General features: G+C 51.5%; 29 protein-coding genes. All 29 read left to right on the top strand.

The window, feature by feature from the left end; genetic code table 11:
* Nucleotides 1-8 precede the first annotated feature (8 nt).
* Nucleotides 9-710: a hypothetical protein gene (locus H8K20_RS13800; RefSeq protein WP_243206186.1), complete on the top strand. Its 702-nt coding sequence runs from the start codon at nucleotides 9-11 to the stop codon at nucleotides 708-710.
* Nucleotides 700-1,242: a hypothetical protein gene (locus H8K20_RS06475; protein WP_186487838.1), complete on the top strand. Its 543-nt coding sequence runs from the start codon at nucleotides 700-702 to the stop codon at nucleotides 1,240-1,242. Before H8K20_RS13800 ends, H8K20_RS06475 begins: the two co-directional genes overlap by 11 nt.
* Nucleotides 1,243-1,518: 276 nt before the next feature.
* Nucleotides 1,519-1,947, top strand: a complete 429-nt coding sequence (locus H8K20_RS06470; protein ID WP_186487837.1) for a single-stranded DNA-binding protein — start codon at nucleotides 1,519-1,521, stop codon at nucleotides 1,945-1,947.
* Nucleotides 1,948-1,959: 12 nt separating this feature from the next.
* Nucleotides 1,960-2,556: a hypothetical protein gene (locus H8K20_RS06465; protein WP_186487836.1), complete on the top strand. Its 597-nt coding sequence runs from the start codon at nucleotides 1,960-1,962 to the stop codon at nucleotides 2,554-2,556.
* 6 nt (nucleotides 2,557-2,562) lie between these two features.
* Nucleotides 2,563-3,336: a hypothetical protein gene (locus H8K20_RS06460; protein ID WP_186487835.1), complete on the top strand. Its 774-nt coding sequence runs from the start codon at nucleotides 2,563-2,565 to the stop codon at nucleotides 3,334-3,336.
* The gene (locus H8K20_RS06455) at nucleotides 3,329-3,703 is read left to right on the top strand and encodes a putative PDDEXK endonuclease (protein WP_186487834.1); all 375 of its coding nucleotides are present in this window, start codon (nucleotides 3,329-3,331) and stop codon (nucleotides 3,701-3,703) included. The genes H8K20_RS06460 and H8K20_RS06455 overlap by 8 nt, the downstream gene beginning before the upstream one ends.
* Before the next feature lie 110 nt (nucleotides 3,704-3,813).
* Nucleotides 3,814-4,164 carry a 3D domain-containing protein gene (locus H8K20_RS06450; RefSeq protein ID WP_341480825.1) on the top strand — a complete coding sequence of 117 codons (351 nt, stop codon included), beginning with the start codon at nucleotides 3,814-3,816 and terminating at the stop codon, nucleotides 4,162-4,164.
* On the top strand, nucleotides 4,164-4,532 hold the full coding sequence (locus tag H8K20_RS06445) for a hypothetical protein (protein ID WP_186487833.1): 369 nt from the start codon (nucleotides 4,164-4,166) through the stop codon (nucleotides 4,530-4,532). Before H8K20_RS06450 ends, H8K20_RS06445 begins: the two co-directional genes overlap by 1 nt.
* 56 nt (nucleotides 4,533-4,588) lie before the next feature.
* A complete protein-coding gene (locus H8K20_RS14305) occupies nucleotides 4,589-5,014 on the top strand; it encodes a Lar family restriction alleviation protein (protein ID WP_407938506.1) in 426 nt (141 codons plus the stop codon).
* Nucleotides 5,001-5,294, top strand: a complete 294-nt coding sequence (locus tag H8K20_RS06435; RefSeq protein ID WP_186487831.1) for a hypothetical protein — start codon at nucleotides 5,001-5,003, stop codon at nucleotides 5,292-5,294. The genes H8K20_RS14305 and H8K20_RS06435 overlap by 14 nt, the downstream gene beginning before the upstream one ends.
* 10 nt (nucleotides 5,295-5,304) lie before the next feature.
* Nucleotides 5,305-5,598: a hypothetical protein gene (locus H8K20_RS06430; protein ID WP_186487830.1), complete on the top strand. Its 294-nt coding sequence runs from the start codon at nucleotides 5,305-5,307 to the stop codon at nucleotides 5,596-5,598.
* A 314-nt stretch (nucleotides 5,599-5,912) separates the two neighbouring features.
* Entirely contained in the window at nucleotides 5,913-6,377 is a 465-nt protein-coding gene (locus H8K20_RS14300; protein ID WP_407938494.1) for a sigma factor-like helix-turn-helix DNA-binding protein, read from the top strand.
* 282 nt (nucleotides 6,378-6,659) lie between these two features.
* Entirely contained in the window at nucleotides 6,660-7,028 is a 369-nt protein-coding gene (locus H8K20_RS06420) for a phBC6A51 family helix-turn-helix protein (protein WP_186487828.1), read from the top strand.
* Nucleotides 7,029-7,030: 2 nt separating this feature from the next.
* Nucleotides 7,031-8,266 carry a PBSX family phage terminase large subunit gene (locus tag H8K20_RS06415; protein ID WP_186487827.1) on the top strand — a complete coding sequence of 412 codons (1,236 nt, stop codon included), beginning with the start codon at nucleotides 7,031-7,033 and terminating at the stop codon, nucleotides 8,264-8,266.
* Nucleotides 8,267-8,275: 9 nt separating this feature from the next.
* Nucleotides 8,276-9,739, top strand: a complete 1,464-nt coding sequence (locus H8K20_RS06410) for a phage portal protein (RefSeq protein WP_186487826.1) — start codon at nucleotides 8,276-8,278, stop codon at nucleotides 9,737-9,739.
* 124 nt (nucleotides 9,740-9,863) lie between these two features.
* Nucleotides 9,864-11,294 carry a minor capsid protein gene (locus H8K20_RS06405; RefSeq protein WP_186487825.1) on the top strand — a complete coding sequence of 477 codons (1,431 nt, stop codon included), beginning with the start codon at nucleotides 9,864-9,866 and terminating at the stop codon, nucleotides 11,292-11,294.
* Nucleotides 11,279-11,401: a hypothetical protein gene (locus H8K20_RS14030; protein WP_279287426.1), complete on the top strand. Its 123-nt coding sequence runs from the start codon at nucleotides 11,279-11,281 to the stop codon at nucleotides 11,399-11,401. Before H8K20_RS06405 ends, H8K20_RS14030 begins: the two co-directional genes overlap by 16 nt.
* A gap of 105 nt (nucleotides 11,402-11,506) precedes the next feature.
* A complete protein-coding gene (locus H8K20_RS06400; RefSeq protein ID WP_186487824.1) occupies nucleotides 11,507-12,061 on the top strand; it encodes a phage scaffolding protein in 555 nt (184 codons plus the stop codon).
* Between the two features lie 13 nt (nucleotides 12,062-12,074).
* Nucleotides 12,075-12,953, top strand: a complete 879-nt coding sequence (locus H8K20_RS06395) for a phage capsid protein (protein ID WP_186487823.1) — start codon at nucleotides 12,075-12,077, stop codon at nucleotides 12,951-12,953.
* A complete protein-coding gene (locus H8K20_RS06390; RefSeq protein ID WP_186487822.1) occupies nucleotides 12,953-13,252 on the top strand; it encodes a head-tail connector protein in 300 nt (99 codons plus the stop codon). The genes H8K20_RS06395 and H8K20_RS06390 overlap by 1 nt, the downstream gene beginning before the upstream one ends.
* A complete protein-coding gene (locus tag H8K20_RS06385; RefSeq protein ID WP_186487821.1) occupies nucleotides 13,249-13,569 on the top strand; it encodes a hypothetical protein in 321 nt (106 codons plus the stop codon). Before H8K20_RS06390 ends, H8K20_RS06385 begins: the two co-directional genes overlap by 4 nt.
* Nucleotides 13,562-13,981 (top strand): HK97 gp10 family phage protein, encoded by a 420-nt coding sequence (locus H8K20_RS06380; protein ID WP_407938505.1) that lies wholly within the window; start codon nucleotides 13,562-13,564, stop codon nucleotides 13,979-13,981. The genes H8K20_RS06385 and H8K20_RS06380 overlap by 8 nt, the downstream gene beginning before the upstream one ends.
* Complete coding sequence (locus H8K20_RS06375; RefSeq protein ID WP_105204543.1) at nucleotides 13,971-14,339, top strand: hypothetical protein; 369 nt, start codon at nucleotides 13,971-13,973, stop codon at nucleotides 14,337-14,339. Before H8K20_RS06380 ends, H8K20_RS06375 begins: the two co-directional genes overlap by 11 nt.
* 4 nt (nucleotides 14,340-14,343) lie before the next feature.
* The gene (locus tag H8K20_RS06370; RefSeq protein ID WP_186487820.1) at nucleotides 14,344-15,156 is read left to right on the top strand and encodes a hypothetical protein; all 813 of its coding nucleotides are present in this window, start codon (nucleotides 14,344-14,346) and stop codon (nucleotides 15,154-15,156) included.
* A 63-nt stretch (nucleotides 15,157-15,219) separates the two neighbouring features.
* Entirely contained in the window at nucleotides 15,220-15,777 is a 558-nt protein-coding gene (locus tag H8K20_RS06365) for a DUF4352 domain-containing protein (RefSeq protein ID WP_186487819.1), read from the top strand.
* 96 nt (nucleotides 15,778-15,873) lie between these two features.
* On the top strand, nucleotides 15,874-16,155 hold the full coding sequence (locus tag H8K20_RS06360) for a hypothetical protein (protein WP_186487818.1): 282 nt from the start codon (nucleotides 15,874-15,876) through the stop codon (nucleotides 16,153-16,155).
* 307 nt (nucleotides 16,156-16,462) lie between these two features.
* On the top strand, nucleotides 16,463-19,252 hold the full coding sequence (locus tag H8K20_RS06355) for a phage tail tape measure protein (protein WP_186487817.1): 2,790 nt from the start codon (nucleotides 16,463-16,465) through the stop codon (nucleotides 19,250-19,252).
* Nucleotides 19,249-19,941: a hypothetical protein gene (locus H8K20_RS06350; RefSeq protein WP_154865309.1), complete on the top strand. Its 693-nt coding sequence runs from the start codon at nucleotides 19,249-19,251 to the stop codon at nucleotides 19,939-19,941. The genes H8K20_RS06355 and H8K20_RS06350 overlap by 4 nt, the downstream gene beginning before the upstream one ends.
* On the top strand, nucleotides 19,935-21,905 hold the full coding sequence (locus H8K20_RS06345; RefSeq protein ID WP_186487816.1) for a phage tail spike protein: 1,971 nt from the start codon (nucleotides 19,935-19,937) through the stop codon (nucleotides 21,903-21,905). Before H8K20_RS06350 ends, H8K20_RS06345 begins: the two co-directional genes overlap by 7 nt.
* The last annotated feature ends 2 nt before the right edge of the window (nucleotides 21,906-21,907 follow it).

The raw sequence follows: 21,907 nt of genomic DNA, 5'->3' as shown, positions 1-21,907 counted from the left end.
GGAGAGACATGGAGGGGTTAAGTTTTCGGGCACTGCGGGCCGATGAGGTCGAGTGCCGTGTATCTACTATCAGCGAAAAAGGGCTGTCTTTGCTCCTGTACAAAGACGCCCGGTGCGACATGAACATACTGGATGAGACCGTCGGCCCTATGAACTGGCAGCGCACCCACAGCAGAGACAACGCTAACTGCGTGATCAGCATTTGGGACGATGAAAAAGAGCGCTGGGTGGGCAAAGAAGACACCGGCACCGAGAGTTACACCGAAAAAGAGAAAGGGCTTGCCAGCGACAGCTTTAAACGGGCGGGCTTTAACTGGGGCATTGGCCGAGAACTTTACACAGCACCGTTTATCTATGTACCAGCGGTAGGGAAAGACGGCAAGCCCAACTATAATGCAGTACAGAAAAACGGTAAGCCAACTACCTACGACAGGTTTACATGCACCTATATGCGGGTGGAGAACAGCAAGATCGTCGCTCTCAACATCGAAAATACAAAGCTCCGCCGGTCGGTCTACGTATTTGGCGACATTTTTGCCGACATGCGCAGTACCTCACCGATATTGTGTCCGATTTGCGGCAAAGAGGTCAAGGACGTGAAAAAAGACGGCAGAACAGTCACTGCTAAAGAGGTGTATACCTCCTGCGGCGGGATGTGTATTGCTTGCTACAAGACCCTCAAAGCAAAGGAGGACCGCGGTGCAAATTGAGTTTGACCGGGCCCGCTGGCAGCAGGACAGTGATGGCCACTGGATGGCGTTACATATCAACAGCCCGGTGCTGGCCCGAGAGATCGTGGACAAGCTCACCCCAAGTAAGCAATATGTCGCGCACATCAAGCGCAAGGGGCGATCTAAAGACGCCAACGCCTACATGTGGGTACTGTGCCAGCGCATTGCCGAGGCAGTACACGGTATGACCAAAGAGGAGGTATACCAGCGGGCGGTAAAAGACGTGGGACAGTTTGATATGGTCCCTATCCGCGCTGACGCTGTATCCACCTTTATCCGACACTGGGAGGCTGGCGGGATAGGATGCCAAGCTGTAGACGATGGCGAGAGCCCTAAGCTGCCCGGATATCATCGAGTGGTCGTATATCACGGGTCCAGCGGGTACGACACCCGCGAGATGTCCGTACTACTGGACTATATCGTAGCCGAGGCAAAGGCTCTGGGCATCCAGACCGAGACACCAGAGGAGCTGGCTCGGATGATGTCAGAGTGGGGTGGTACACATGGATAAATGCTTCTTATGTGGCAAGAACGGATATAGTGATCCACTGGATACGCACCACATTTTCGGTGGCCCTTATCGCAAGAAGAGCGAAAGATACGGTCTTACCGTCAAGCTGTGCCACCATAGCTGCCACATATTTGGTCCGCACTCCGTACATCAAGATGCAGAGACGGCGCAACGCCTACACGAGTACGGGCAGCGCAAATGGATGGCAGAGCAGAATAAGACGGTAGACGATTTCCGCCGGGAGTTCGGGCGGAATTACCTATAGGAGGACATGACATGCTGAATATCGTGGCAATACAGGGGCGGCTTACTGCCGACCCCGAGATGAGACAGACACCGGCAGGGGTACCGGTGGTAACGGTCACGCTGGCCTGTGATCGTTCTTATGCCCCCAAGGGGCAGGAGCGGCAGACCGACTTTATCCCGGTAGTGGCCTGGCGGGGCACAGCAGAGTTTATCTGTCGGTACTTCCGCAAAGGCCAGATGATGATCGCCGATGGATCTCTACAGACCCGCAAATACACCGACAAGAGCGGCAACAACCGTACTGCATTTGAGATCGTGGCAGACGGCGTGCACTTCTGTGAGAAGAAGTCGGCTGACGTATCCGGTGCACCAGTATCAGCATCTGCCATGATCTTTTCTGCGGGCAACGCAGCCGATTTTTTGGAGATGGACATGGATAATGACCTGCCTTTTAGCTAATGAGGAGATACTGTGAAAAATATCAGAAGAGCTCGATGGAGTGAGGAGCTTATAGGGGAGAAATTGCAGGAATGTGTTTTAGCATTAGGAATTGACCGGATGCCGACCCGATCCGAAATTGACAAATACTGTGGTGACTATGCGTTATCAAATAAAGTGGCTAAAACGTATGGCTATTATGGATGGGCAAAAAAGTTAGGACTAGAAATGAAAAAGAGCGATACAGAAACAGGCAAATTTGGAGAAGCATATGCAGCACAGTGGTTAACCCATAGGGGATATAAGGTGGAAAGGATGACCACAAGACATCCATACGATTTACTGATAAATGGAACCATCAAAGCCGACGTGAAATACTCCCATTTATATAAGACTAAGGAGGGGTTCGCCTTTTATTCATTTAGGCTAGAAAAGATATATCCGACTTGTGATGTGTATTTAGCAATCTCTGAGGATCCACATGGAAATAAGGCTGTCTATATAATCCCAGCTAAAAACGTAAAACAGAAACAGATGTCTATGGGGCAGAAGTCGTCAAAGTACGATAAATATCTGAATCGTACAGATATCCTTGATCGACTATTGCAAGCATATTCGGATGTGGGGTGATGAGATATGCCGAACCGTATCATCAAAGAAAGCGTGTGCACCAGTGATACCTTGGATGAGTTGAGCTGGTTTGAAGAGGTGGTCTTTTACCGCCTGCTGGTAAATTGTGATGACTATGGTCGGATGGATGGACGAGCGGCAATTGTAAAAAGCAGATTATTTCCCCTGAAAAGTAATGTGACAGAGCGCAGTATAACGGAGGCTCTTAATAAGCTATCGACTGTAGGCTTGGTAACCATGTACGAGTATGATGGTAGGCCGTACCTGCAACTGGTAACTTGGGAGCGGCACCAGAGCATACGCGCAAAAAAGAGCAAATATCCGTCGCCTGAAAGTGGTGTGAAAACATCTGCAAGCAATCGCGTGCAAGTGCAAGCAAATGCCCCCGTAATCCAATCCAATCCGAATCCAATCCAATCCGAATCAGAATCCAACGCGCGCACGCGCGAGAACACCCCAAAAGAGGGCTTTGAACAATTTTGGACCGTATATCCCAAGCAGTACGGAAAACCAGAGGCAATGCGAGAATGGACCGCGTTATCGCCTGATACTGCCTTGTGCAGCAAGATCGTCGCTACTGTTGAGAGACAGTGCCAGAGCAAGGACTGGCAGCAGGAAAATGGCAAATATATCCCCAATCCAGCCAAGTACCTGCGTGAGCGGCGGTGGGAGGGTGTCAAGTTGCCCACAAAGAGAGACCAGGCCAGCTTTAACGCTATGGATCTGGACAACGATATCAGGCCGTTACCGCTGATAAGTCGAGGCGATGAACATGGGTAAAGCCAGTAGAGATAAGGGCAAGCGCGGAGAGCGGGAACTGGCCGGTAAGCTGCGCGAGTACGGTTACGACTGCCGCCGCGGACAGCAGTATGCAGGCACAAACGGAGACGCCGACGTGGTGGGGCTGCCTGGGATACATATCGAGTGTAAGCGCGTGGAGCGGCTGGACCTGTACGGTGCCGTGCAGCAGGCGCACAGCGATAGCCGCCCTGCGGAGATACCTGCGGTCATGCACCGGCGAAATAACCGCAACTGGCTGGTTACCATGGAGCTAGAGGACTGGATGGAGATATACCGAGAGTGGGAGGCATCTCAGGATGAATTTGCAAGAACTTATCCAGATACACAGTATACGGGAGGCTGCTAGTGCGGCTACGGGAAACGCTACTGAGCAGCGCGTCGAGAAAGAGACAGTGGCCGCCTTAGAGGAACTAAAGGCCTACCGCCGGGTAGCAAGAGAGTGGCAGAGGCAAGACGGTGCTCGCTAACCTGTCCGCCCTGATCGTGTCCGCTGCGCTGGCCATGCTACAGCCGATAGGCCAATTTGAGGTGGTGGCCTACTGTACCGAGCAGTACCCGCACATATGCGGAGGCAATGCCTATACATACACAGGCACACCGGTACAGGCTGGACTTACGGTAGCGGTAGACCCCGATGTGATCCCGCTGGGCAGCTGGCTGTACATAGATGGTGTAGGCTGGCGACAGGCACAGGACACTGGCGGAGCGATACAGGGGCGGCGCATAGATATGGCGGTTGAGACGCATGGAGAGGCCCTGGAGTGGGGCGTGCAGGACAAGCAGATTTGGATTATGGAGGTACAATGATGGAATTTCAGGAATACATGAAAATCAAGCGCAGGATGGTTAACTACAATTTAGAAGAGAGCTATTGTGATATGAGATGCTCTGATTGCGCTCTTGGCCAGATGAAGAACGGGTTAGGCTGCTTTTGTGGAGATTTTGAAATGAAAGACCCAGAAAAAGCTGAAGAAATTGTTAGACAGTGGGAAGCAAAGCACCCGCAAAAGAAGTATGCACAGGATTTTTTCGAGAAGTATCCGAAAGCGCCGAAAGACAACTATGGGACACCGGCGGCGTGCCGTAAAACCATTTATGGGGGAAGTTGTATAGATAACGCTGATTGTGAAGACTGCTGGAACGAGCCAATGGAGGAGGACCCCGCCCATGACTGACGTCCTGCGCATATTGGGCTGCGTATTGCTTGGGGTATTGTTACGTTTGTGCACAGATGCGGCCATTGCCGCACACAAAACCAAAAAAGGAGAAAAACATGACTGACCTAGTACGCCGCGCCCTGCTAGGCGACCGAGAGGCACAGGAGGAGTGCACCAGACAGGGGATTGTGCTGCCGTGCCCGTTTTGCGGTGCCAAAGCGGAGATAGACGTTGTGAAAAAGGGCTATAAATCAATTATCAGTTGCAAGACACACTGGTGTGGTTTTTTGCGGCACTCATACAACAATGGCGACACAGATGTTAATGTGGCAAGAAGGCTACTCTCCATCTGGAACACCCGCCAAGCCCCGCCAATTGTGCGGTGTCGGGAGTGCGTAATACACAACAACTGTTTAACAGAAGATACCTTTAAAATAGCACGAATAGATGACCCATTTTGCTGTGCAGGAAAAAGGAGAACAGACCATGAGGCTGATTGACGCAGACGGGCTCGTGCACCGCTTAAGTGGGTGCGCTATAAAAAGCAGAAAACTAGAAGACTGGGATCGCGTTCAGTTTTGGCATAAAGCAATGGCAGAAGTGAAGTCATCCCCGACCATCGAACCTGATATGATCCGCCCCATTGCTTATTGGATTTTAGGCCAAAAAGAGGATGGCACATACTACCTAAGCTGTTCGCACTGTCAATATGAGGCAGATAAGTACTATGATTTTTGCCCACAGTGCGGCTATGAAATAAGCCATCCCAAAGACGACTAGGAGGCATACCATGAGGCTGATTGACGCAGACGCCGCCGTTGACCGCTACTATACGGAGTGGGAAAAGGTGGATATTTGCGACGGAGCGCAGGATAGAGATTGGCTGAAACAGTGCATTGATGAGGCTCCCACCATCGACCCCGAAGACCTGCGACCGCGTGGGCGGTGGATTGAAAAGCCGTATCTGCTTGGAATAACACGCTACTGCTCTAAGTGTGGCGAAAACTATGGTATGCCGCACGGCGTGTTTAACTACTGCCCCAACTGCGGCGCCAAGATGATAGAGGAGGTGCCAAATGGATAGAGAACCGAACGGCAGAATGTGCGCACACTGCGGGGCCGCACTTTTTGGAGATCAAAAGAGATTTTGTAGCGCAATATGTAAGTCCAGATACTGGAATGGGTACTACAAAAGCAATAGGCCAGAACAACGCAAATGCATAAATTGCGGAAAAGAGTTGCCAGCAGGCCACAGAAAATTTTGTAGTAAGCGGTGCAACTCGCACTACTATGGATGCAAAAATCCGAAAAAGAAGAGGGTTGTAATGCGTAAAAATGATACTCGATACCCTGGCACGATGGCGGAGATAGTCGAGATCACGAGGGACAATCCCAATTATGGGCGACTGGTCAAGGAGGTGCTCAATGCCTGATATAGCAGCTCAACTGGCTCAGCTGCCACACCTGCGCAGAGAGATATCACAGCTTACAGCGGAGATAGAGCGACTGCGTGATGCCATGCCTCATGCGACTGATGTAGTCAAAGCGTCTGCTCGGGAGTATCCGTACACTGAGGGGTGTGTAACTGTATCAGGGATAGACCTGACGGCTACTGAGGCACGCAGGTACAGCCTAGAGATATCTCACAAATTATCAGAGAGATCAATCCGCAGAGATCAACTGCTGGACCTAGCAGACAGCCTAGAGCGCGAGATCAATAAGCTACCAGACAGCAGACACAGGCAGGTGCTACGGCTGCGGTACATAGAGGGGCTGACAATTGAGGAGACAGCCGAAGAGATGAAATATAGTGTCCCGCAAGTATGTCGTTTGCAGAAAGCCGCTCTACATGATATAGAATGATAAGGTGAAGCTAATGTAAAATAGTAATGTAAAGTAGTGCGCGAAAGCGGACTGCAGTAAAGTTATCCTGCGTAGTAGACACCGCACCATAGGCGGACCGCCGAGACGCAGAGTATTAAACAGGACCTCCCACACCTCTCAACGATGTGGCCCAGTGGAGGACAATATATTGAGAGCTTACACATTTCGTGTAGGCTCTTTTGTTTTACGGGTGTGCTGCCGCACGCGATACGCATATACGGCAGAGGGATGGGATCGGGGTAGAAGAAAGGAGGGTGGTGCGTGGCAAAACAGGACAAATCGGGCTTAAGCCCCAAACAGCGGCAGGCGGCGGAGATGTTGGCCAATCCGGATTTCACCGGTACAGTGACTGATCTGTGTAAAACGATCGACATTTCGCGCACCACCTTTTACCGCTGGATGGATAGACAGGCGTTTAGGACTTACCTCAACGAGTTGATCGATAAGTTTACAGACAGCGAGCTCTCCAGCGTCTGGAAAGCACTGGTGCGCAAGTGCTGTGGCGGAGATACGCAGGCGATACGGCTGTTCTTTGAGCTCAAAGGCAAGTACGGCAAACCGGTAGAGCAGGAGAACGACGGGCTTGTGGACGCATTGGCCGGGGCAGCTGCCGATGACTGGGGTGAGTAGCTGTGTTTAAGTTCGCCCCGTTTTCACGCAAGCAGCGGCAACTACTCAACTGGTGGACAGATGGCTCGCCAGTCAGAGACTATGACGGCATTATCGCGGACGGGTCCATCAGGGCGGGCAAGACCCTCCCTATGAGCCTGTCTTTTGTTTTTTGGTCGATGACGCGATTTGACGGCCAAAACTTTGCCATGTGCGGTAAGACCATAGGCAGCTTTCGGCGCAACGTGTTGCCGACGCTCAAGGAGATACTACCCAAACACGGCTATCGGGTAGAGGACAGGCGGGCGGATAACCTGATACTGATCTCCAACGGCCAGACCAGCAACTACTACTATCTGTTTGGCGGCAAGGACGAGCGCAGCCAAGACCTGATACAGGGTATTACCCTGGCGGGGGCCTACTTTGACGAGGTGGCCCTCATGCCGGAGAGCTTTGTCAACCAGGCCACCGCCCGCTGCTCGGTGGATGGATCTAAGTGGTGGTTTAACTGCAACCCCGGGGGACCTTATCACTGGTTTAAAACTGAGTGGATAGACAAGGCCGCTGACAAGCACGTGTTGCACCTACACTTTACCATGGATGACAATCTGTCTCTGTCTGAGCATATCCGTCAGCGGTTTGCACGCCAGTACACCGGCGTATTTTACCGGCGCTATATCCTGGGCGAGTGGGCGGTAGCCGAGGGCCTCATATACGACTGCTTTGACGAGGCGGTACACGTCGTGCCGGACGAGCCGCGCGAATACAGCAAGTACTACATCAGCTGCGATTTTGGTACCTACAACCCGACCACGTTCGGCCTGTGGGGCCTCTGTGAGGGCGTCTGGTATCGCATCAAAGAGTACTACTACAGCGGCAGGGATAAACAAAGACAAAAGACACCGGAACAGTACGCGGATGATTTGATGGCTTTTGCGGGAGACTTACCGATAACGCAGGTCATAGTGGACCCGTCAGCAGCGCCGCTTATCGCGGCTATACGGCAGCGCACGCCGTACAGGGTGCGTAAGGCCAACAACGATGTTATCAAGGGCATAACGAGGGTTGCAACCGCGCTTTCAGGTGACAAGGTCAAAATATGCGGCTGCTGCCAGCACAGCCGCAAGGAGTTTTATACCTACGCTTGGGACGACAAGGCGGCCCAGCGAGGCGAGGATAAGCCCATCAAGACCAATGACCACTGTATGGACGATATACGCTATTTTGTGAGCGCTGTGATCTATGCGCCACGGTTATAGGGGGAAGCAATGGCAACAGGAGTAGGAATATTGGCGCCCACCATAAACTGGGCGCAACAGCTCAAAAATAACGGACTGGACGACCGACAAATCATTATGGAGGAGGTTGGCACTTTTGAGCGCTCCCCCAAATACCATTGGATGATAACGGGCGAGCGATATTACCTGGGCGACAACGAGGCTATCGCCAGAAAACAAAAGTACAAATACGACGCCAAAGAGCAGCGAGTAGTGGATGAGGACGCCATCAATAATAAGCTTGTGCACAGTTTTATGCACAACTTGGTGGATGACAAGGTGGCCTATCTGCTTGCCAAAGAGCCGACTATCAAATGCGGCAACGAGGCGTACATAGAGCTAATACGCGAGACCCTCGGGCAGCCGTTTTTCGAGCAGCGGCTTGAGACACTCTGTGAGGAAGCCAGCAACAAGGGCATTGGCTGGCTGTATGTGTACATCAACGAGCAGGGTGAGTTTAAGACGTTGGTATTCCCAGCTCAGCAGATCGTACCCATCTGGTCAGACGACGACCACACGCAACTGCAGGCGGTCATACGTACCTACGAGCAGACTGAGTATATCGGGTCTCGAAAGGAGAATATCAAGCGTGTTGATCTCTATACATTCGATGGTGTGTACCACTACGATCTGCGGGGCGGGGCGCTGGCAGCAAACACCAATTACAAGGATTTCCCCACGCCTTATCTCAAACGAGGCAAGGGCGGTGCGCCTACAAGTTGGGGAACCATCCCCTTTATAGCTGTTAAAAACAACAGTTATGAGTACCCAGACATCAAATTTGTCAAGAGTCTTATTGACGACTACGACGACAAGCGCTCAGAGAACTCCAACTTTTTGGACGTCGCCCGACGGCTGGTGTGGGTGCTTAAGGGATATGGTGAGGAGGACCTGCACAAGCTTGCAGGCAAGATCGCACACTACAATGCCATCAACGTGGATGACGCCACTGAGGGCGGTGTAGAGGCGATAAGCCCCAGCATAGACCTGGGCGGGTATGACACCCACTTCGCCCAACTCAAGCGGGATATATTGGAGTTTGGGCAGGGAGTCAACAAAAATTTGGATGACATCGGGACCGCGCCGTCAGGTGTGGCCCTTAAATTTTTGTACTCAGGGCTCGACCTCAAATGCAATAAACTGGAAAAATCCCTCAAGACTGCCTTTCGAAAGCTTCTGGAGTTTGTGGATACCTACCTATCGCTGACTGGCAAAGCTGTGCCCAAAGAGCCGGTGGAGATCATCTTTAACCGATCGGTTATGGTCAACGAGAGTGAGGCCATCCAAAATGTGGCAGCGTCCACTGCGATCATCAGTCGTAAAACGGCGATCTCCCATCACCCATGGGTACAGGACGCCGAACAAGAGATGTCGGACGTGGCAGAGGAGCAAGAAGACGAGGAGCGGCGCCTATACAACAAGGCTCCGGTAACGAATAATGCCCAGCAGGAGTAGTGCTGAGTATTGGGCTGACCGTACGGCGGCCCATACGTGGGACGCATACAATACTGCTGTGGATGAGTGTAGGGCTCTGCAGGATGTTTACAGCAAGGCCCAAAGAGATATAGACGCCCATCTTATGCAGCTGCTCAAAAAGAGCCAGAGCGGTAAGCTATCGCTGACTGATGGATACACGATCAAGAGACTAAAGGCCATTAAGGCAAACATTCAAAAGACTGTAGACCAGCTTAAAGAGGCGGAAAAACAGCAGCTGGGCGAGGTATTAATAGAGGCATACCAGACCAACTACGAGACGCTGCGGGCTGAGCTGCCAGACAGAGCGTTCACTACCGTCAACAAAAAGGCGGTGGAAAAAGCGCTGAAATATCCCTGGTCCGGTGCTGATTTTAGTGACCGCATCTGGCGGGATAAAGCGTCACTTACCTTTGCACTCAATGAGATATTGACCCGCGGGCTGGTGCAAGGCCTGGGTGTTGGAGAGCTGGCACGGCAGATAGACGGGAAAATGCAATCGGGGTACAAAAACGCTTTGAGGCTTGCCCGCACCGAAACCATCCACTACCTCAATGACAGCGCCCTAAAGGCCTACAAGGATAGCGGCGTCAAAAAGGTCCAGTTCTGGGCGGCGGAGGACGAGAGGACATGCCCTGAGTGTGGGGTGCTGCACGGAAAAGAGTATCCGATCGACAAGGCGCCGATCCTGCCGGTGCACCCCAATTGCCGGTGTACCTACATACCGGTTGTGGATTTACCCACTGAAAATACACAGGACACACAAAATCGTGATATAATTAAGCAGGAGGAGCAGATTCGGCAAGCTAGCTCAATTAAAGACGCAAATACCTACGCCGAAAAAATCCTAAAGGTGCCACATGCAGGGTACAAGGGCGTGGATATTGAGATTGCAAACGCATGGAACGGAGGCCTGGCGGATAATCTTAAAAAATTTCCAGAGCTACTAGATAATTTTGATTTTGTAGGGACCTGCCAGGAGCGGAACCGATACATCAAGAAGAAATACATCGAAACAATCATGCCAGAATTACGGGCCAGGAACCCCGGAGTAACAGAAAAACGGCTTCTTGATTTTGCCAAGCAACAGGCCAACAAACGGGTGCCACGAGTGTCTAAAAATGTAATCGCGCAATCCTACAGGTATAAAATTGGCAGGGGCATTACGGTCAATGCTGCTGTTGGTTCGGCAGAGGAATTGGTCCAAGAACTCCGTTACTGCGTAAAAATGAAATTCCACCCGGAGGGGTGCGAAACTATCCGAAGTGTTTTAGACCATGAGATCGCACACCAAATAGACGACTTAATTATGATTTCTGGGAGACCAGAAGTCATAGATTTGTTCCAGTCCTTAAAAGGCCCCAAAATGACGGAGGCACTGTCTGAATACGCCTGGAAAAACAGCAATAAGGACCCCGTGCGAGAGTTTGTGGCAGAGGCGTGGGCAGAATATTGCAACAACCCCACACCTAGACCTGTCGCTAAAAGGATAGGAGAGATTATCGAGGAGGTGTATAGCGAGTGGAAGAAAAAATAAATTGGGATAGCATGGAGGAAGCACCGGAGCTAATCAAAGACCCTCCCCTTACCATTGACGGTGGAGATGTGCCGGTGGAAGATTGTACACCTGAAGATCACCAATAGAGCACTGGGATTTCCCAGTGCTTTTTTGCGCCCTTTGGCCGCTGGGCATAAATGCAGCTACTCCCTACTGTGAGAGACAGTATAATAATCTATGGAGGTAGAAGTATGGAATGGCTTAGGAAACTACTGAGAGACGCACCTAAAACCGAGGACGGCAACCTTGATATTGATACTGTAGTCGACCAGATCAATAAGGAGCTGCCCAAGTACACGGTGCCCAAGGAGGTGTATAACACCATCAAAAGGGAGAGGGACGAGGCGAGCGCCAAGTTAGCCGATGCCCAAAAGGTAGACGTGGCTGCTCTGCAACAGCAGCTAGAGGACGAAAAAGCTGGCCGCGCCGTGGATAAGGGAAAATACGCCTTTTTGACCGCCGCTACCAAGCGCGGAGCCAAAGACCCCGATTACCTGCTGTACAAATATGGCGCAGACAATATCAAGCTGGACGAAAAGGGCTCTCTCGATGACGAGGAGGGCCTTTTTAAGTCCCTGCAGGAGAGTTATGCCGGCCAGTTTGAGACTGATACTGGCGTGATCGGTACCTCGCCCAACACCCTGACAACCCAAACCACGCAGCCTGTATTTACTCCCGAACAGCTGCGTGGTATGACTGTAGACCAAATCAACGCCAACTGGGGCGATATCCAGAAGTCATTATAAGGAGGATTTTTAAATGGCAGTAACCAATTTTATCCCCACCATATGGGAGGCGCGGCTGCTGGAAAACTACCACAACCGCTCTCTGGCAGATGTCATCACCACCGCCCCTACCCGCATCGAGGGCAACAAGATCGTGTTTGGCACTGTGGGCGCGGTAGCGACCAAAGACTATGCCGGTACCGTCGAGTGGGACGAGATCGATGTACCCAAAGTCGAGCTCAACATGGATCAGAAAAAGTACTTTGCCTTTAAGGTGGATGATGTAGACAAGGTACAGGCCGCAGGTAACCTCGTGGACCCCACGGTAGCCGAGGCATCGGCGGCCATGAACGAAACCGTAGACAAGGCGGTGCTTAAAGCTATTGCCGATGGCGTCGCTGCCGGCAACAAACTGGGCGTTAAGCAGGTTCACCGTAAAAACGCCTATGACCTGCTGGTCGATATGGCCACCAAACTCAACAAAAATAAGGTGCCCAAAGTAAACCGCTACGCTGTTATTGATAGCGAGTATTTGGGCCTGCTCTCTAAGGATGTGCGTTTTACACCCAATCCCAAGGTGTTGGAAAACGGTGTCGTAGAGGGCCAGACTGTTTCCGGCCTGCAGATCTGCGTGTCTGAGGAGCTGCCTGTAGCGACCAGCAAAACTACGATTATAGCGTTGTCCAAGGCAGCCACTGGCCACGGCAAACAGCTCAACGAGATGGAGGCCATGCGCCTAGAGGGCAGCTTTGCCGACGGCGTGCGCGGCCTGATGGTATATGGTACTGGCGTCCTGCGCGACAAGTCGGCTGTCACCGCACAGATCGAGTACGTGGATGAGCCCGCCACCCAGGTCAACGTTATCAACACCACTGCCGCTCCGGTCAATACCAAAGAGGTAGCAGGAGCCTAATGGACACCGTCAAGGAGCAGGTTAAGAGCATTGTTGTAGGGCTTGAGTCGAGTGCAGAGGCTAAGTTTGACACACTGTACGCCTTGGAAAGCGCCGCACTTATCGAGTACTGCGGTATGCCGGAGATAACGGGAAAGCACGTGGCGCTGCTGGCCGACTTGCTGCTGCACCGTTACAACACACTGGGGCGCGACGGCATATCGGCAGAGAGCTACTCGGGGGTGTCCTACACATATAGCACAGACCTGCCCGCTACGCTGCACAGGCGTCTCAATAGAGCGAGGAGGCTTAGCTGGTGAGCATTATGAGTAATTTGCAGCGCGTGTCGCTGCTGCGCAACGTGCCCATTCGGTCCCCTACCACGGGGGCCGTGGAGCAGCGTTTGCAATCGGTCGGATCGATTGATATGGCTATCTATCAGGACGATACTCTGAGGATATCGCAGACTGTACAGGGCGATGTGACGAGCCATATCGGCATATCTGCGGAGACTGCGGCCAAGACCGACGATGTAATAGTATGCGCCGATAACCGGCAGTACAAGGTGTGCACCATGCCTGTAGGTGGCCGCTATAAGATGGTACGGCTAAAGGAGCTGACCGGCAGTGATGGATGACCAGAAAGCGTTTTGTGATAGTGTAGACGGAGCTGCTACACAATTGGTTCAGCTGGCGGCTCGTAACGCCGAAACATGCGGGCTGTATCTAGAGGGACAAACCAAAAAAGAGACGCCGGTAGACATGGGCCTATTACGAGCGGCGAACGGCCATCAGGTGGACGTAGACAATGGGCAGATCACACTGACCCTGTACAACGTCATGGAGTATGCCCCATATGTCCACCAAGGCACTGGCATATATGCCGAGGACGGAGATGGCCGCAAGACACCATGGGTGTATACCGACGCCAAGGGAAACACGCATAAGACAGCAGGCCAAAAGCCCAACCCGTTTATGCGGCGAGCCATCGAAAAAAATAAGGGCAAGATCAGCAAGCTATTGGGAGAGGGGAGCACGAGTGGAACTTGAGATATATGGGCTGCTGTGCGAATATCTCGCCGGAATATTTGTGCCCAACGCTATCCATCCCATCAAAACCGGTGATTTGAGCAAACCTAATCTGGTGTATGAGTATTACGACGACAGCGCTGGCACAGTGCACACGGGTATGCTTACACTCAAGATCATATCGCCATCTTATGATGAGGCAGCCTGCTTGTCCGCGCAGGTAAAAAACAGGCTGAATACCGATGTGCAAGGCCAGTCCCTACTTAGTGACAGTTACGCTGTCAGGTGCCTGCTTGCTGGTGGCGGCTGCCTGTATAACAGCGATTTTGACCGGTACGAGTATCAGCAGATATACACCATCAGATATGCAAGGAGGTAATGATTTGGACAAAAAAGATGAGATCATCTTTGGTGCTGGCGAACTGTATATGTACGAGTTTGCGGACAAAGAGATCCCCGACCATGCGGTCATCGAGACCGAAGACCACAACGTAGGCCACTGCTCGGGGGGCTTTTCGGCGGAGTACAAGCCCGACCGATACGACATCAAAAACCAGTATGGCAGCACTGTTAAAACAGTTATCAAAAATGAGGAGATCACCGCCAAAACCGGTATCTTGTCGTGGGACCTGAGCAAGCTCGCGCTGCTCTCTACGGCAGTGTTTGCCGAGGATACGGCCACCGGGACCCGCAAGTTGACGTTTCGCGGCAAAGGCTCTCTGCGCAACGTAATGGTGCGGTTTGTCCACACCAAAGACGACGGGCGCAAGCTGCGGTTTACGATGATCGGCCAGGGCGGCAACGGCTTTTCGCTACAGTTCGGTGAAAATGAGCTGACTGTCGACGCCACTCTCAACGCCATCAGCTATATCAAGGACTTTTTGGCTGAAATTGAGGAGGAGATTGCCATAGAGGCAACCGGCCTGACGGTACAATCCGCTGCGGGCACCGCCACTGGTGATACCAAGATCACCGTCACGCCGGCGGCCGGCGGTAGTAATACTCAGGCCTATATTGCCGGTCCTACTGTCAATGTGCCTTGCGTAGGTGATAACTGTACCGGTTATACTGAGTTGCCCAGCGGCGGCAATATCTCGGGTCTCACCGCCGGCGAGACCATCGTTGTGGTGGAGCGGGATGCAGAGGGCAAAGCCGTTAAGGCGGGCTCGGCAAAAATTGTCGTGAAGACTGCCTAAAAGGTTGTACATATCCTCTAATTGTGATATATTTTGTTTATCATAATATGGAGGTTTTGTGAAATGAAAAAGTGTTTGTGTGCGGTGTTGGCGCTTTTTATGGCGCTGTCACTTGCGGGATGTGGTGGGGATAATGACAAGACCAACGGGGCAAAGCCAGAAAAGCCCAACTCTAGTAGTTCTGTCCCGGAAAAAGATATGTATAAGCGGTATGCTTTGGGGGAAGCAGGCGTAAGTGGGGAATACCAATTAAAAACAGTGTCGTTTGAAACAACAACAGAGATTCCAAAGCTCAGAGACGAAAAATATACTACAAATAATGAATTCGTAGTAGTGGAAATCGAGATAGCAGCGATAGACCAGGCATTAGATACGGGTTATAGCTTGCTTGATTTCCTGCTAGTTGACACGGATAAAAAAACTTATGCTGCTGATGATAAATCGATAGAGCTAAATGTAATACTGGGTGATGATGGGTATGTCGGGCCATATGACGCCTTAAATCCTGGCCTGTTTAAAAAGGCAAAGTTGGTTTTCGAGGTGCCGAAAGGAATAAAACCGGCGCTTATCGCAAACAGCAATGGTGGCTCTGATACTTACGTTGAGTATAGCTTAACGTAGAGGGAATTAACTGGCATTTTCAGTGCACGACTGATAGAAAATGAGAGATCGCTTCGGCGGTCTCTTTTCTTGTGAAAACTTTTAAGGAGGGCAAAAATGCTAGACTTAAACAACTACCTGAACAAAACGCTCGAAATAAAAGTCGGTGAAGAAATCGTCCACGTAAAAGACCTGTCCTATGCAATGTGGCAGGAGCTAGGCGGCAAAGCGACCACCTTAGACGAACAGCTTGACTTTGTTGCCCGAGCCATGAGCAACAACACCGAGGGTAGAGACTTCACGGCAACGGAGCTAGCCAAGCTACCCAAACCCGCCGTAGAGGCCATTTTGGGGGCACTTATCAAGTCGGGCAGTGCAGCCGTCAGCGACCCAAACTAAAACTGCCCATCCCTGACGGTCCCGTGGGCGATGCAATCATCAAAAAGTATTTTGCCTGCGAGGAATGGGAAAAAGAAATGGACTGCAGGACCCGTGAGTTAAAGCGTATGCAAGATTACACGGGGCTAAATTTTAACGAGCTGATGGCGTTACCGCTGTCGGCTTTTTTGTATCTGCGTAAAGAGAGTTGGGTACACAGTTTTTTGGTGTCGGAAACGGGCCGCGAGACGCTAAAAGACATATGGCGGCTATCCCAGACCAAAGCGGATATGACCGCCGTAAGGCGGCACAGTAAGGTGGTGGTACATTGAGCGCATTAACAGGCGGCATTGAGCTTGCGCCGCTGCTCACACGGATAGCGGTAGATCTAGACAGCTTTAAGACCGAGATGGAAAAGGCAAAGCAGACTGCAAAAGAGCAGGCTGACGGTATTAGCCAGCAAATCAAAAAGGCCGCACAGGTGGGCCAGGACCTACAGAAAGTAGGGGGTACGCTCACCAAAGCCATAACAGTGCCATTGATGGGTGCAGGAGCCGCCTCGGCCAAATTCGCCATGGATTTCCAAAAGGATATGGCCCAAGTAAAGACCCTTTTGGATGGCAATGCCCAGCAGGTTGAGGCCCGCACAAGAGAGTTGTCCGAAAATGTACTACAGGTATCTAACGACGTAAACATGTCGTCCAGCCAGATCGCTGAGGGCACGTATCAGGTCATTTCTGCCTACGGTGACAGCGCCGAAACGATGGATCTTGTCACCATAGCAGCCAAAGGAGCTAAAGCTGGCGGTGCGGAACTAGTAGATAGTGTTAACCTGTTGAGTGCGGTTACTAAAGGGTATGGTGATACATCAGCTGCGGCTAACGAGAAGGTGTCTGATCTCGCTTTCCAGACAGTCAAGCTGGGGCAGACCACTTATCCAGAGCTTGCGGCTAGTATGGGGCGCGTGGTGCCTCTGGCGGCCACACTCAAGGTGTCGCAGGAGGAGCTTTTTGGCGTCATGGCCACCGGAACTGGCGTAACTGGTAACGCAGCAGAGGTATCTACCCAGTTGCGCGGTGTGCTACAAGCCTTGATGGCACCAACCGATAGTATGGCCGAACTCATGGCTAATCTGGGGTATGAGAGTGGACAGGCTATGATAGAGGGGCTAGGCCTACAAGGCACTATCGACGCCATCGTCAAGGCAGCTGATGAGAGCGGCATGCCGCTGCAGTCCTACATCGGCTCTATCGAGGGACAAACTCTCGCCCTGACCTTGAGCGGTGAGCAGAGCGACGTGCTCCGCGAGAAGATAGCAGCCATGGGTGAGGCTACCGGATCGGCGGCCAAGGCGTTTAAAGCAGCCACTGAGAACGAAGCGGAGGACTTTGACAGCTCCATCAACAAGCTCAAAAACTCCGCTATCGCGTTCGGCGACGCTTTGACTCCACTCATTTCTAAGGTAGCCGATCTGGTGAGTGGGGTAGCTGATTTTATCAACGATTTATCCCCTGCTCAAAAGGAAATGGCCGTTAATTTCGCCTTGGTAGCCGCCGCTGCTGGCCCGGCTATCAGTGCAGTGGGCAAGGGTATCACTACATTTTCAAATGTTGCCGGGGCATTAAAAGGCTTGGGAGGTGCAGCGAGCACCGCAGCAGGTGCCGGTGGACTAGGCTCGCTGTCTCCCGCTATTGGCGGGGTGCTCCCATCACTTGGCGGCCTTGTGAGCGCTGCGCTGCCAGTAGCAGCGGCGGTTGGCGGTATTGCCGTTGTGGGTGGTACGGTCGCGCATGTATTGAGCCAAGAGGTAGTGCCGGAAGTTGATTTCTTTAAGTCAGCTTTCGTAGACGCCTCTGGGAATGTGGTGGATAGCAACATAAAAATGGGCCTCGCAGCAAAAGACTGCACGGTTACGATAAGCGAGGAGACCAAAAAGGCGGTTGGCGCTTATATGGAGATGGATGAAAGCATACGCTCAAATCTACTCAATCTAAAGATTAACGGTACTACCATTACTACAGAGATGACTACAGGGATTGCAGGAGATTACCACAGTATGGTGGACCAGGTGGTAGCGAAGATTGATGAGGGAACACAACAAAGCTTACAGGTATACGAAGAGAATTTTGTAAAGACCGGTCTTGTTACTCAAGAACAGTACGACTCGTTCCATCGTGCCCTAGTTGCCGACGCAGATAGAAAAAAGCAAACTTTAGCGGACAATGAAGCAAAAATAACTGAGATCATGCAGACGCATGTAGATGAAAACGGTACTCTCACTGATGAGGGGTGGAAACAGATCAACCAGATACTTGATGAAAGCGGTAGTATTGCGATAGGGGAATTGTCCGGCACTGTACAAGAGTCAGAACTGCTGATGAATAGATGGAAGACCTCTGGAGTTACAATTACGGCAGATATGGCAGCAGAGCAGGTACAGCTTTTAAACGACGAGAGGGACGCTGCCATAGATGCAGCATACAAGAAAAAAGAGGAAACGCTTGCAACTGCGGAGCAGTGGAAAAAAAGCGAAAATGATATTATACGAGCCAATGGGTATAAGCTTGAGCAGCTGGCTGAACACGATTACGAAGTGGCTGTGGACAACGCAGAAAAGATCAGGAAAGACGGCCTAGACAAGCTTGAGGACGGCTATCATGACCTCTACAAAAATGTGGACACCGATAGTGGGAAAATCTATACGTGGTGGGGCAAGCTGAAAAAATGGTGGAAAGATAATACTTTCGAGGAGAAAGACATGAGTTTCGGGCTCGGAATAAATGTTACAACATCTGGCGACTGGAGTAAGCTGGAATACGCCACAAGTGTTATAAATCGACACTCTAATGGAAATAACCCATATGACCCGAGGTATTCGCACTATACTGGCCTGGACTACGTGCCGTATGATGGTTATACCATCCGAGCCCACAAAGGCGAGCGCTTGTTAACAGCAGAAGAAAACAAAGATTTCATGCAAAACAAAAACGGTCCCGCGCCCGACGGCGAAGAAGTCGCAGTGTATACCCAAATAAACCTGGACGGCAAAGAAATAGGATATGCGGTAGCACCACACGTATCTGTGCAGCAGGCCCGCAATGCTAGGAGGATAAGATGATACAGAGCATATATACCTCCGGTGTGGAGGTGGTTCTTGGCTATTTTTCGGCGGCGTGCACGGCGTATAAAGTGGAGGATTCCATCTTATCCCCCAACACCTATCAGGGCGGCGGAGCCTTGTTGCCCACCTATACGGACACCAAAGAGGGCTTATATAGCTTATCTATCGATCTGCTGATAGAAACCCCCGATGTGCAGGCGGCACGATCTCTAGCATTAGAACTCAAACAGCGGCTGCTTAAGTGTAACGTGATATTCGAGGATGACCTCCAAAAAGAGTACGATTGCATACTGCACAGCTACACCCTAACCGACCTGTTGCCAGGCATGATACTGCTTAACTGCGTGTTCGATGCGGTGATATGGGGGCCAGAAGTTTGTGTTGTGCTCTCCGAAAGTCTGCAAAATATAGCAATTGACGGCCCGCAAAAAACTTACCTTACAATTTCGGTAGAGGCGTTACAAGATTTAACCGAATACGCTGTGTGCGGCATGATCATACACAGCCTGCCACAGGGCAAGACACTGGTTGTAGATGGCGCTAGGCGTACAGTAGAGATAGATAGCGTAAACGCCTTTGACACGGTGTCTATCATAGATTTTCCGGCCGCGCAGGGCGAGTTTACAGCAGTCGCTGATGACTTATCTCGAGCCACGGTGACCATAAGTTATAGAGGGAGGTGGTAATACTGGGCATCAGATATACAGGCCCGGGTGGACTGGTAGATATAGATGTAGATCATCATATAGACTACCAATCAAACGGATTACAGAAATTAAGTTTTTCCGTGCCGCTTGAACATCCGTCGTATCCCCATATCAAAGAGGAACTGCCGGTAGAGTGCCAAGGGCAGAGATACATCGTCAAGTCTATAGACGAGCAGCTGGTACACACAGATTTTGTGGCCGAGCTTGATTTGGACGTTTTACGGCAGAGGGTGTTTGCACCCGCGTTTGTGTCCACAACACTAACCCTTAGTGACACGCTTATGCTTTTGTTGGCAGATACCGGCTGGTACGCGGTCGGCGCCGACCTAGTATCTATTAAACGCAGCATTGAACTGTCTGACAGCACCCCATATGATGTGGTAATGCACTGCCAGTCGGTATACGGCGTTACCTATCGTTTTGACACTGCCACCAAGTCCATCACCGTGCTGAAACCAGAAAACGAGCAGCCTAAAAATCTGTACATCACCGACCAGCTCAACCTGCGGCGAGTGGATATGAAAGGTGACACCTACGAAATGGTGACCCGCTTATACCCCTATGGCAAGCCGGATGAGGAGACAGGCGAAGCGATGAACATCGCCTCAGTCAACGACGGTGTACCTTATATAGAGGACCACACATACAGTGATAAGGTCATATCTGCCGTTTGGAGGGACGAGCGGTACACCAACCCACAATCGCTTAAAGACGACGCAATATTAAGGTTGGCCAAGTTGGCTGTGCCGAACCGCAGCTACGAATTGGACGTAGCCGATCTGGCAAAAATCGACCCGTCATACAGCGGACTCGCTATAGGGCTGCACGACAAGGTCAAGCTGATAGACCGGCGGCGAAAGACGATAGAGGTCCATCAAGTAGTGGCTTATCGAGAGTATCCCAACGCACCAGAAAGCAACGTTATCACCCTATCGACCGTCCCGCTCACTATCGAGGGCGAAATTCGCGGCAGCATATCTGCGCTGGACGAGGCCAGTATACAGACCGCCGGCAAAGTCAACGAGATCAAGCGTGATTTGGACACCACCGTGTCGAGGGTGGAGCAGACTTATACCCGAGGAGAGACCGACGAGCTCATCGGCAGCAAAGTGACCCAGTCAGCGGACGTGTTGCGCAGCGAGATTGCTCATACCTATATTACCGGTACAGAATTAAAAGAAGTAAAAAGCGAGCTAGAACAGAGTATCGAGCATATCCAGTTGTCCATGCAAAAGACTGGCGGCGACAACTTGGTATTCGGCAGTTCGGCTCGTCTGGGACTAGAGGACTGGACAACCGATGGTGCAGTAATGTGCGATACTTCTACGTCGGTGTATAACGCCACCTCCGCCGGTGGGGCATTTGTACTGGCTGATGAGGTGACCCATACTGGCAGGCTGTCGCAGACCATCAAGACAGTGCCCGGCGGGCAATATGCCTGGTATTTTCGGTACAAGCTACAAGCCGGACTGCAGACAGAAGCAACAGTTCATATTGGAGGTAGTCAGCTAGAGTTGCCCATGAGCGATCAATGGGTAGAACGTACTGGCAACTTTACCGCCCAGGATATCACTGCCAAAGTGGAGTTTTGGGTGCAGGACGGCATTCTCACAGTGGCCGATATCACCGTGAAAGAGGGACTGGTGTGCACTGCTTGGCAACAGGCACAAAATGAGATACAGGCTGGTGGGGTCACCGTTACTCAACGGGGGCTTCAGGTAGATGCAAGCGGGGATCCATTCGCAGTTAAAATAGACAACCAGCAATTTTTAGTACGTAACAAGGATACTGGACAGGACGTAGTATATTTGACCAAAGACCAAGCTCTGATATCGCGCCTTACTGCTCAGGATGAGTTGACAGTGCGAAGATATGGGCAGCCCTCTAAAGCGCTGCGTATTATACCGGTGGATACCGGCGCATTTTTTGTGGTCAATGACTAGGA

The organism is Neobittarella massiliensis (ex Bilen et al. 2018), from assembly GCF_014269355.1.
In the GTDB taxonomy this organism is placed as follows: Bacteria; Bacillota; Clostridia; order Oscillospirales; family Ruminococcaceae; genus Neobittarella; species Neobittarella massiliensis.
This window is presented reverse-complemented; position numbering and strand designations above follow the sequence as displayed.